Consider the following 11,506-nt stretch of genomic DNA (forward strand, 5'->3'; position numbering starts at 1 on the left):
GCAGGAACGGGCCATGGAAAGGTGGTTGGTGAAGAAGAGCTGATTAGCGCTGATGACGCCAGCCTTGTCGCATCAAGCGGGCTGATCCTCGCCGCTTGGCTCATCCGACACGGCAAAGAGGCGTAGCGCTACCGTCGTTGATCTGAGGCGACCCATACTCGGTCATTTAGGTTGCTTTGGCTGCATCCCAACTCCGGTCGTTCGTTAACCAGCTTGCCACGCTAGCACCAGTCCGGTCGTCGTCACTCGCAAGGTCACACCCCGCTCCGACGCATGTCAGCCTGGCAGCTTCGACGCAATCAATGCTTCGGCTGGATGCCCGCGATTAGCGCCTCAAAGTACGGCAGAGTGTCTACGTCGCGTGTCGTCAGCCCCGACTTCTTGGCGAGCACCTGCTTGGCCTTGGCTGTCATGGGACCTTCCATATCGTCGAACTTGCCCGGGTAGGTGCCGTTCAGAAGGACCTGCTCGATGCATACGCGCCGTCGTTTCATCGTTTGTGAGGCCTGCGGATTCTTGACGAGTCCCTCCGCCGCGGCGGCCCGCAGATCGCCGATGTGCAGTTCGGCGGCGAAGTCGACGGAACAGCGGCCACCCGCGATCACGCGGACGATATCGTGATCCGCGAGGCGGGTCGCGTGCCAATCGGTATATTCAGGCCCAAGCAGGAAGAGAGCCGCGGTCAGCCCGGCTCCCGTTCCGAACACGGCGCCCAGGGCCTTGATGATCAGCGAACCTTCGGAGAGGATGATCTCCACGACGTTCAGCGAGGCTTCGAGTGCCGTAATGTACGCCAGCGGCAGCACTGGTGGCTGGAGTTCGCCGGATTGGTCGAGGACGAGGCTCGCCAGGGTCGAGCGTTCGATTCGAACGACGAGACCTCCAGCGCCATCGGCGAACGGATCGCCTTCGATCTGCTGGAACAGAAACGATCCAGTTGAGAGCAGCGCGCCGGCCAACCCATCTACGAACTGGCTGATCGAGAGGTCGGCAACCGCTGCCAACTCCGCCGAGCTCGAAGGTCTCAGTATTCTGCGGGCACCGATGTCTTGGGCGATGACGCCGACGCTAAAGGCCGGGCGTGCGATCTCGTCCGATCGCCAGGTGAATGGAACCATGTCTGAACCTCCGAGCTCGACATGCCCTTTCGGTATCCGATTGAACAGCGGTCAGTTGAGCAGCGCAGATGCATATGGGTCGGATCGCCTGCTGCGGAGAAGCCCGAACGAGAAGGCCTGCAGGCGCGGTTAACCGCGGGACCCCGCAGGTCGAGCGCTGCAACCGGTTAGTCTCTCCAGTCGTATTTCGCAGACGGGTTTGAGCGGACCTGGCCGATAGCAGCGATGACCATCTTCCGGCATTCTTCTGGCAAGTCGTTGAGATTCGATGCGATCCGTTTGATGTAGGCCTCGCCGCCATTTTGCTTGCTGACACGGCGCATAATGCGAGCAACCTCGTTAGCGCGGCATGCTGTTAGCGCGAGGTCATGGGGCGGCCATGACGACGACATGAAGGCGTCGACGAGCTCATGTCGTGCCGCCTTGCAGCGGTCCCAGTCGAGGAACGGGATGAACTTGAAGATGTCGGGCACGTCGTCCGCCTTGGCGAGCTCCCGGTGGATCGGCGGAAACGCTGCCGCGATCATGAGGGACACTGGCCGGTTGCGCGCTCGCAGAAGGACGGGCAGCAAGTAGCCGGATGCCGCTAGCAATGCCTTCGGCGCCACCTTCTCCGCGTCGAACATGAAGGCCGCGCAGGCCTCGGCCGCAGGCGCGTCGAGATCGAAGCTTCGTCGGTCGCGGAGGACCTGCGCCACCTCAGCGATCGACCACACCACTCGGAGGCGAGCCGGCTGCGCCGCTTTCCTGAATGCGACCATGTTCCGGCTGGCGATGGCAGCGTCGACGTTCTTCGACAGGCCGATCCACGCCGCCCACGCTCCGTCCAGCTGGTCGCCAACGACGTTCGACGCGGCGACCAGGAATGGAATCTCGGCGTCGCCAAACCGGTGGGCGAGGCAGCGGCCGAGTATGTGCTTCGCGAAGTTGACCTTCGCCTCCCCCGTGAGCTTATTGAGTAGCTCAGGCGCGATCTTCACGAAAAGGCGGAGTGGCAGCGCGTCCCCCGCAGCAGTCTTCAGCAGGAGCCCGGCCTCGTTCACCAGCAGCGCGTCGATCACCCGATCGCCGACCTGGTCATCCACAATCATCGAGACGAGCTGTCGATCGTCAGACCGCCGCAGCATCTCAAGGAGCATGGTGGATGCTGATCCCGGGTCAAGCGCGTCACTAGTCATGAGCCAGCGTGCATCCTCGGCACCTGGCAATAGGGTCCGCGCGATCAGGGCGTCGCGGCGCGTGGACGAAGAAAGCGACGCGAGCGTCGACCGAACTTCGTTGCGGGGAACGCGCGAGAGCGCATTGCCCAGCACGAGGTTGGAAAGTTTGGCCGAGGCAAAGTCATTCGCGGATCCCAAGTGCCGAAGTGCCGCGGTCAGCTGGGGTCCATCTAGGCTGGCCAACAGCGGCTTCGCTGCGGGGATCTGCCAATCCTCGGTCAGCAGGGGCAGCATGTCCCGCACGATCGTCTCGACGGTTGCTGCGTCAAGCTGCGGAAGTATTCCTTCCAGCCGGTCGATCAGCGGGCGGTCGTCGGCGACGTGCCCTAGCAAGGCTCCGCCCTGCGCTAGCAGACGTCCAAGGACCGCCGGTTCGGCGTCCAGCAGGGCGCGCTCCGCCCTGTCCGTGAACGCACCGCCGATGCCGGACGCGATGCGTGGTAGCAGGTCCGCGGTAACGCCGCGAGGATCTTCCAGCGCCAAGAGCGCGACGGCCCCTTCGGGCGCGCGTGCAGCGAGCTGTTCGATGGCCTCCGCGACGGCGCTCCGCCCGGCGGGCATCTGTCGCTCCAGGAGCTTGCGGGCGATGGCTCCGAGAAAACTCCAGGCCTCGTTTTCCGGTAGTGACAGCGCGGCACGTCGTGCCGCGTCGGCGAGCGACGGCTCGATCGCTTCGAGGGCGCGCGACTCGCGGACCTTGCCTGAATTCGCGATGTCGAGCAGGCCTAGCGCAGCGGTGGGGGTCGTTTCGAGCTTCGCGACTAGCTCATCCCAGAGCAACGCGATGCGAAGCGCGGCGGCGTTGTCGGCATCGGCATCGCCGCCGCCCACCAGTCCGAGCTCGTCGTCGGAGAGGAGGCGGGGGAAGGGTTGATCGAAGACTCTAGAGACGATTGCGCCCGTCCAGCGATGGCGCCCGACCTGTGTCGAGCGTCCGTCCACGCGCCGGCCATACCAGTCGGAGAACTTCGCTCGTGCGTCCTTGGGTGCGAACACTAGGTCGAAGTCGCGGCCCGCCACCTTACGCGGCGAAAGTGCGAACGTGGATAGCGCGAACCGCGCCCTGAGCGACGGCCAGAGCGCAGTGAGCAGGCGGATGGCGATGAGATCCGGGTCGGGGGCGTCCAGCACGGCGACCGGGCGCGACTCCTCCAGGAAGAGTGCCTCGAGCAGCTCGCCGCCGTTGAAGCCGACTACGGAAGCGATGGGCAGCTTTGGCCCGGCCTCGACATTGACCGTGGACGCGTTGCCGTCGTCGGGAAGACTGTCCAAGGCCAGCACATCTAGAAACGGGGAAAGGTTCTGGGCCGCGGCCCAGTCCTCGATCGGGATGATGAGGCTCAAGGTGCGGACGCATCCGGCTCTCGCGACCGTCAGGTCCTGCCAAGTCCGCGCCAATACGTATCGCTCGCCACTGGGTAGCGGATAGGCCGTCAGATAAGACTCGAACCGCTCGCGCGGACGCAGCGGGCCGGCGACGTCGGAAAGCCGATCGACGGCGGACTGGTCCTCCTTCGGTAGACGCACGGACGCAGCGAGAAGCTGATGCCCCTGCCTGTATCCGTGAACCTGAAGATCGAGGACAGCCATGGTCAGTTGCCTACGGCCCACGCGATGGGCAGGGTGAGGTCGGCGTCCTTCCGCCAGACGCCGTCATCGCCCTCGACGGCAATCCAGCCCCGGCCGTCGAGGCCATTTTCCTGGACGTCGTCCCGACAGCTCTCATCGACCTTGAGGTCACCGCCTACCACGCTCAGGCCGAATATCCGCAGGTCGATCAGGTCGATGTCATTAAGCCGGCCGGCGATGAGCGGATACTCCCGCTCGAGCCACGCTTTCGGGCCCTCCGTGAACTTCTCGGGATCGACGAGATCCCACGCGCTCACGACGACAGAGAGCCGCGGGGGAGCGCCGTCGGGCCGCTCGGACAGCGTGTCTTCTAAGAAACGCAACAGCTCGCAGACCATGACCTGCGTGGGCAGCCCCTGGTCGTCCTCGTTGCCGAGCTTGGCGAGCAGGTTCTTGGATGTGACCCAGTTCAACGGCCGCACGTCCGCCTCGGAATTAACGCGCACGAACAGGAGCGCGCCGCTCGCCGACTGCATTTCCTCCATCAGGCCGGCAGAGACTTCACCATGCTCGGCCGCGTTTAGCCAGAGCTCGCCAGATATGTCGGGGATGACGATTGTCGTTTTCTCGCCGCCCTTCTGGGCAGCGACCACCACCTCGAAGTCGCGACGATCATCGGCGTGTTCGGACCGCGGCGCGAAGCTGCCCGAATTGAGGTGGTCGGTGACATCCAGGACGAAACGGATGTCCTCCGGTTGCTCGGCGGCATGCAGGCTGCCCTTGCCTTCGTCGAGAGCCGGCCAGACCCGTCCGACGTAGTTCGTCTTGCCGGAATCTGGTCCACCGAGAAGCACGATCGAACCGCTCATCGGCCCCTCCTGTATCCAATGTAGGAACGAGCGCTCCCCACCGGATCGGAGGGTGGCCAGAACTCGAACGGTGGCATCGCGCTGGTGGTCGTTGCCGCGATCAGGTCGTCGATCCCGAAGCCCGGCTTCACCTGATCGTCGTGATCCGAGAAAGGTGCGACGGGAACGACTGTCGCCGCTACCTCGCGCTTGGCCAACTCCGCCTGCAGGCGGGTCGAGACGCTCTCCGGCAATTCGCCGGCATCGCGGTGGGTGACGACCAGCATAAGCTTTGGCAGTGCGCCGTCGAACATAGTCGATAACCGTCCCGCGAGCTGCCCGACGCGTGCAATTATCGCTTGCCTGCGTTCCTTGTTCGCTAGGGCCCGACCGTCCAGCACGATCCAGATCGCCTCCGCGGCCTTCAGGAATTCGAACCGGTCTGCACGCGCCGTTCCGACCAAGTCGGTCGTCCACTCGCCTGGCAGGTCCGGCAACGCGAGGTCAACGATCCGGCCGTCTTCGCTCCGCACGAGGCGGACGTGCAAGAATCCCGGACGCCGGTCGTCGGACAGCTCCGTGTGCACCGTCATCTGTTCGGGGGGATTGCCGGCGTTCCAGTCTCGCGCCCCGCGCGCGATGTCCTCGAACGCCATCAGGCTCCGGCTGTCAGCGAACTTCCAGCCCTTCAGCTCCGCGTTGGAGATCAGGAGGTAGAGGCTGGCCAGGCAGGCGGTCTTGCCCGATTCCGGGTCTCCAAGGATGCCGACGACGGTCACGTACCGCGAGGCCATCAGGCTCGAGATCGCTTCGGGGTCGAGCGTTCGGCTCGACGGGAACGACGACATTCCCGTCGGGCGTTCCAGCACCGGCGCTCCGATCGTGGACGTCGGCACCGCGTCACCGGAAGCGGGTTCAGCCTCCGGCGCGATGTTGCCGACCCGGTGCTCGCAAGTGGCCGGGTCCCGCTCGAGCGCGCAGGTCCCGGTCTCACCGACAGTGCAACCATCGAAGTTGCACGCCGCGCTCACAGCCTCAGCGCCCCGTTGTCGCACATCCGCATCAGGCCGGCTTCCAGCAGTGCGCGGCCGGCCCAGACCGATGCCTTGCGTTTCACCTGGGCTCCCAACACGGCGACATCGCCGGTCGCCAGTACGTGCAGCAGCGGAAATACCGAGGGGTATACGGCCGCCCGTGTGGAGTTGAACGACATCGCCAGGAGCGCCTTGTCGTCACCGATCCCCTCTATCAGTGTTTTCAGATCGAGCTCGGCATCGTCATCAACCGACCGCAGGACCAAGTCGAAGTGCAGGTTGGCGGGTAGCCTGCGAAGGTGGGTGGCCGCCTCGATCCCCGACGCGACGAGGCGGGCGGGTTCAGCCATCCCGCCGAACGGTTTCTGCACCAGTCGGCTGCGATTGAGCTGGATCCACCAAAGGAAGTCGAGCTCCTCGCGGTCAAGCACGGCATTCCGGCGCAGCGCGTCGATCGTGGCGCTAGTGGCCTTCTTGAAGGTGTTGGTCGTCTTGAGCGTCTCCGCCGTGACGGTGATTGCAAGGTCGCCCATGTCGGGGACCAGGGATCGGTCACGCGCCCTGTCCGCCGACGCGCGGCTTCGTTCCCGCGAGCGGTCGAGTACCTCGCGCCGCAGCTTCTCGCGCTTATCCTCACCCAGTGCTGGCTGGAAGGCCAGCGCGGACCAAAGCGCGTTTGAATACACGTCGGCAATTTGCCACCCGCCGCTGCCGGGTTCGCCTTCCATGATCGACATGGCGGCCATGCCGGCGCAGACGCCGACGTCGAGCGGGCGCTCCGCGTAGAGATACGCAGATGCGCTCTTCTGTAGGACTTCCTGCACCTCCATCCCCAGATGTTCATACGGCTCGCCGTTGCCGCCGAGCGAGTTCGCGATAGCATCAGCCTTGGTCAGGAGCTCGGTAATGTCGGTGATCTTCCCCCATGTCTCCGACAGCTCCGTGATCGTCGCCCTGCGCGCATCGACGTCGTCGTTGGTCGGAGCAAGCGACGTGATCCTCATGTGCACTGGAAGGTTATCCATCACGCATCCCTCTCTTCTCGTTCATTAATCAACCTGTCGATCATCGCCACAGCTTCGGGCAGCTTGCCGGCGCGGGCAAGCCAATCGAACAGCCGCAGTTCGAGCCCCTGGTTCATCCGTTCGTCCGAGCCGACGGGCAGGGCGTCCAGCTCGACCAGGATCCGCAGCCGCTCGCCTTCATAAAGATTGCGGAAGAACCTGAGCATCGCGAGTTCGTATCCTTCCGCATCCGGCGGCATTGGCGCTTCCTCCCCTCCGCTGGTTTCTGGATTGTCAGCCGGAACGAGCTCGACTGCTGCTTCGGACGACGTCTCGTCGGCGACCGTGCCGACTGCATCTGCGGGCGGTCGAGCGCCAACCTTCCTGAAGTTCGGGGAGCCGAGCGTGAAGCACGGCTCCTCGCCCCCCAGGCGCTTGTGATCCGCCTCGAACACCTTACTCCTCGGGTTCCAGGCCCGCGGGTGCATGGTGACGACCAAGCTGTCGGTCGCGTCGTCCCAGTCGAACTCGATAACGTTGTAGGTGTAGGTGTAGATGTCGTTCGACTTGAACGGCACCGCCGCCCCGGCCGCGAGCATCATCACGTCGCAGCCGTTGTCGACTTCGTCGATGTGCACCTTCGGATTGTGTTCATGCCCGGAGATGAACACGCGCGCCCTGCTGCGCACGTAGTCGCGGACGTCGGCCTCGTCCTTATACCAGTTCAGAGGGTGATGGACGAGGACGACGTTCTCTTCGCCAGCGTTGCGCGGGATTGTAAACTGGCGTTCCCCGATGACGAGTTCCGGCGGATCGTGCCTTTCCGCGCCGTGGCAGAGCAGTGACGAGTTTAGGCGTACAAACCTGATCCAGCGTCCGGGTCCGACCTCTACGCGCATGTTGGTGGCTAACTTCGCCTCGAGATCGAGGCCGCAGTTGTAGCCGATGCAGAACCGACCATAATCCTCGAAACGGCGGAACAGCGTTGCTCGGTCGTCATCGTTCGAGACGACCTTCTCGTATTCGGCGGGACCGCCCTGTCGGATGTATTCGAGGAGGTGGCTGCCGCCGATTGACAGCTTGTCGCGATCGAGATCGTGGTTGCCCGGCACCATCTGCACGCGGTGGATCGGGCACCCGATGCCGCCCGCGAGCGCGTCAAGCCACTCGCCGGCCGCCTCGTATTGTTCCGCCTTGCCTGAATAGGCGACGTCACCGGTAACGAGGATCCCCTTTACCTCGCTAGCCGGGAGAGCAGCCACAACGGCCGTGGCGTCCGCGACTAGCTCTCGCTTTACGTCGTCATGAATGTGAACGACGTGATCGCGCTCTTGGCCAAAATGAATGTCCGACACATGCACGAAGATTGCTGACATCTGCCCCCCTATTCCGCAAGCGTTGTGCGATGAGGCAGATGTAGGTGCTGGTTGAGTTTATTTCCATTGGGCAAGGGGACGCTACGAGGGCCGCCTTGGACACGTGTGGATGTACTAAAAGCCGCCGATGTCCCATCCAATTTTTCCCGATGAGACTCACGCCCTGACCATTGTGCAACAGGGAATGAAGCGGTTCGGATCCATGAGGCATTTTTTCCACCGCATCGACGATGGTGGCGTCTGCGGCAATCTCACGGACGGGACGCTGCACTGCGCGCCTCCAAGTGACCTCGATTTCACTAGGTTGCACACGGGCGGAAGCTGACCGCCACCTCGTCGAAGTATTGTCAAAGCGGATCAATAGAACAGGCTCAGCTAGAAACCTCCAGCGATACGTTTCAGGACCGGTGCGAGCGGCAGGTTTCAAGATTGTTGATAGCCGCATCGACTGACCGATTTTTGGGCGCGAAGCTGCCCGCCGGCAGCGTCTGAACGTACGGCCGCTTACGCCCCCTTAGGCCCGAAAGCGGCCTGGCCGTTATCCACCAATTACAGACATTCAATACCGGGTTGCAAAAGCGGGCGTGGAGCAAACTGTCCGCAAAATCTGAGGCCAGTTTCGACGACGCATACGCTTGTCATGTTGGACTTGTTTTGTTCTCATTGCGTGCATGGATATCGAACCCCGTCGTCTGGCCGAAATTCTCCGCGAGTCACCGATCTGGGCCAGATTGGGAATGACCGCACCCGATCCGAGACTGCGCGCCAGAACGCCGGACAGACTGGCTGGATATCTCACCGCCGAGTTGGCCCGGCCCGACGCACCAGACATTCGGCAACTGAGCCTGCCAATCCAGTGAAACTGGCGGCCTCGCAGCGTGGCAAGCTTCTGAGACGCTCCGGACGGTACTATAATCCTGTCTGCTCAACGGCTGCCGGTACGTCCAAGAAGCTGACTGACCGCTTCGGCAATGATGGCAACCTCCTGCCCCGTTTGACGCAGACGTTCCGCAAGCGCTGACCGCAAGCTGCTATTGAGCTGGGTGCCCTGCCCCTCTGCGGCCGCGCCAGCGGCATCCTCAAGCCGCACGGTCATCAGGTAGAAGAGCTTCGAAATTAGCTCGTTCGTCTCATTCGGGTCGGGGTCCACGGCGTTCTCCTGCCCGCACACCAGGACGAAACCGGCCTCGACAGTCCAGATGCAGCTTTCGCGCATTCCGCCACGATCTGCAGAACTGCCTGAACTCTGCGCATGAAGCGACATTCCACTCGACTTGGGCACATGTTCGAGCATTGCTGTCGGTGCGGGCCGTTTGACGGAACCTGCCTGAGCCGGTGCTACCCACCGGGACCGCCCCGCGAGCCTTGCCTCGACGGGGCTCGGGTCAGTGGCAGCGGCATCCCGCCGCGGTCGCAGACTGGAAGACCGATCTCATGGCACGCCCCTTCAAGCTTACTGATCTCCAGCTCATCCTGCTGGCGACTGCCGCCCAGCGTACCGACGGCAGCATCCTGCCCCTGCCCGAACAGGTCAGCGATCAGGGTGCCCGTATCCGCAAGGCCATCCCGCCGCTGCTGAAGCATGCGCTGGTTGAAGAGACGTCTGTAACCGACCCGAACTGCAGCTGGCGGCAGGATGGCGAAACCTGCTTTGGATTGCTCATCACGGACGCTGGACGGGCCAAGATCGCCTTCGATGGCACGCAGACCGCGCCCGAAGCTCCGGTCTCAACGGACGTGCCGGCGAGCGCCAAAGCAGCCGTCGTGCCCGAAACCACCCTCCCCGCCACCCCGCCGGGAAGCAAGATCGCCATGGTTGCGCGGCTACTCCGACGTGACGACGGTGCCAGCCTGGACGAGCTGATCCACGTCACCGGCTGGCTGCCCCACACGACCCGGGCGGCGCTGACCGGCCTGCGCAAGAAGGGCCATGCGATCATCCGCAGCGGCGAGACCGGCGCCACCCGCTACCATCTGGCGGCCTGATGCGGATCGAGGAGAAGCTTGCCCGGCTGGCGACATTGTCGCCAGCCGATCTGCGTGCCGAATGGATGCACGCCTACAAGGTCCCTGCCCCCAGGCTCTCGCCGGACCTGCTGCGGCTGGGCATCGCCTACCGCCTGCAGGAGAAGGCGTACGGCAAGCTGCCGACACGGGTCGCACGTTCGCTAACTCGCCCCGCCGCTGCTGCGGCCCGCACGATCAAGTCCGGCACCCAGCTTGTGCGCAGCTGGAACGGGCGAACCATCGACGTGCTGGCAACGGAGGACGGCTTTCTGCTGGATGGCGAACGCTACAAGTCACTGTCGGCCATTGCCCGGCATGTCACCGGCACAGCCTGGTCGGGCCCGCGCTTCTTCGGGTTGAACGCCGATGGCTAAGGTAGCCCCGCGCCCGACCGGACCACGCACGATCCGTTGCGCAGTCTATACCCGCAAGTCGACCGAGGAAGGCCTCGACCAGGCGTTCAACAGCCTCGATGCTCAACGTGAAGCGTGCGAGGCCTATGTGCTGAGCCAGCGTCATGAAGGTTGGGTGCTGGTAAAAGACCCGTATGACGATGGCGGCTTCTCTGGCGGCAACCTGGAGCGGCCGGGACTGAAGCGGCTGATGGCGGATATCGAAGCCGGCAGGGTCGACGTCATCGTCGTGTACAAGGTCGACCGACTGACGCGCGCCCTGTCGGACTTTGCCAAGATCGTTGAAGTGCTTGATGCCCGCGGTGCGTCGTTCGTATCGGTGACGCAGGCGTTCAACACCACCACGAGCATGGGGCGGCTAACGCTCAACGTGCTGCTCTCCTTTGCCCAGTTCGAGCGTGAGGTGACCGGCGAGCGTATCCGCGACAAGATTGCGCAGTCCAAGGCGAAGGGCATGTGGATGGGGGGACCGGTGCCGCTCGGCTACCGCGTCGAGGACAGGCTGCTCGTTGTTGACGAGGATGACGTTCGCACCGTCCGTCACATCTTCGAACGCTACGTAGCACTCGGCTCCGGCAGGGCGCTTATCGACGAGCTGCGCAGCGAAGGGTACCGCACCAAGGTCCGTCAGCAGGCGAATAAGCCGGCCCGCGGAGGCGTGCCGTTCGGGCGAGGCATGCTGTTCAACATGCTCGGCAACCGGATCTACCTTGGCGAGATCGTCCACAAGGGGGTGGCGGTGAACGGCGCACATCTGCCGATCATCTCGCCCGAACTGTGGGAACAGGTGCAGCAGACGCTCGCGGCCGGCCAGGTCGAGCGCACGTCCGGGACCAACCACCGTGCACCGAGCCTGCTGGTCGGCATCCTCTACGATATGCATGGTCGACGGATGTCGCCGAGCCATGCCGTGAAGT

At 63.8% G+C, this 11,506-nt stretch carries 11 protein-coding genes; 4 read left to right on the top strand and 7 right to left on the bottom strand.

Annotation, left to right across the window (positions count from 1 at the left end):
* Nucleotides 1-299: 299 nt before the first annotated feature.
* From IEX50_RS17070 to IEX50_RS17095, 6 genes are all read right to left on the bottom strand, one after another.
* Nucleotides 300-1,118: a hypothetical protein gene (locus IEX50_RS17070; protein WP_157177970.1), complete on the bottom strand. Its 819-nt coding sequence runs from the start codon at nucleotides 1,116-1,118 to the stop codon at nucleotides 300-302.
* A 167-nt stretch (nucleotides 1,119-1,285) separates the two neighbouring features.
* Nucleotides 1,286-3,928 (bottom strand): GAP1-N1 domain-containing protein, encoded by a 2,643-nt coding sequence (locus IEX50_RS17075; protein WP_157177969.1) that lies wholly within the window; start codon nucleotides 3,926-3,928, stop codon nucleotides 1,286-1,288.
* Nucleotides 3,929-3,930: 2 nt separating this feature from the next.
* Nucleotides 3,931-4,776: a TRAFAC clade GTPase domain-containing protein gene (locus tag IEX50_RS17080; RefSeq protein WP_157177968.1), complete on the bottom strand. Its 846-nt coding sequence runs from the start codon at nucleotides 4,774-4,776 to the stop codon at nucleotides 3,931-3,933.
* Entirely contained in the window at nucleotides 4,773-5,786 is a 1,014-nt protein-coding gene (locus IEX50_RS17085) for a TRAFAC clade GTPase domain-containing protein (RefSeq protein ID WP_157177967.1), read from the bottom strand. The genes IEX50_RS17080 and IEX50_RS17085 overlap by 4 nt, the downstream gene beginning before the upstream one ends.
* Nucleotides 5,783-6,814 carry a GTPase-associated system all-helical protein GASH gene (locus IEX50_RS17090; RefSeq protein ID WP_157177966.1) on the bottom strand — a complete coding sequence of 344 codons (1,032 nt, stop codon included), beginning with the start codon at nucleotides 6,812-6,814 and terminating at the stop codon, nucleotides 5,783-5,785. Before IEX50_RS17090 ends, IEX50_RS17085 begins: the two co-directional genes overlap by 4 nt.
* Nucleotides 6,814-8,169: a metallophosphoesterase gene (locus tag IEX50_RS17095; RefSeq protein WP_157177965.1), complete on the bottom strand. Its 1,356-nt coding sequence runs from the start codon at nucleotides 8,167-8,169 to the stop codon at nucleotides 6,814-6,816. The genes IEX50_RS17090 and IEX50_RS17095 overlap by 1 nt, the downstream gene beginning before the upstream one ends.
* A gap of 671 nt (nucleotides 8,170-8,840) precedes the next feature.
* Here IEX50_RS17095 and IEX50_RS17855 point away from each other — a divergent pair.
* Complete coding sequence (locus IEX50_RS17855; protein ID WP_198350751.1) at nucleotides 8,841-9,029, top strand: DUF6771 family protein; 189 nt, start codon at nucleotides 8,841-8,843, stop codon at nucleotides 9,027-9,029.
* Between the two features lie 65 nt (nucleotides 9,030-9,094).
* On the opposite strand, the gene IEX50_RS17100 is transcribed toward IEX50_RS17855, so the two are convergent.
* On the bottom strand, nucleotides 9,095-9,463 hold the full coding sequence (locus tag IEX50_RS17100) for a hypothetical protein (RefSeq protein WP_157177964.1): 369 nt from the start codon (nucleotides 9,461-9,463) through the stop codon (nucleotides 9,095-9,097).
* Between the two features lie 140 nt (nucleotides 9,464-9,603).
* Between IEX50_RS17100 and IEX50_RS17105 the strand changes: the two genes are divergently transcribed.
* The 3 genes from IEX50_RS17105 to IEX50_RS17115 form a co-directional block, all read left to right on the top strand.
* On the top strand, nucleotides 9,604-10,155 hold the full coding sequence (locus IEX50_RS17105) for a DUF3489 domain-containing protein (RefSeq protein WP_157177963.1): 552 nt from the start codon (nucleotides 9,604-9,606) through the stop codon (nucleotides 10,153-10,155).
* On the top strand, nucleotides 10,155-10,550 hold the full coding sequence (locus IEX50_RS17110) for a DUF2924 domain-containing protein (protein ID WP_157177962.1): 396 nt from the start codon (nucleotides 10,155-10,157) through the stop codon (nucleotides 10,548-10,550). Before IEX50_RS17105 ends, IEX50_RS17110 begins: the two co-directional genes overlap by 1 nt.
* On the top strand, nucleotides 10,543-11,506 hold a 964-nt coding region (locus IEX50_RS17115; protein WP_188699537.1), incomplete at its 3' end, for a recombinase family protein. The genes IEX50_RS17110 and IEX50_RS17115, both read left to right, overlap by 8 nt.

This window comes from Sphingomonas prati (assembly GCF_014643515.1).
Classification (GTDB): Bacteria; Pseudomonadota; Alphaproteobacteria; order Sphingomonadales; family Sphingomonadaceae; genus Sphingomonas_R; species Sphingomonas_R prati.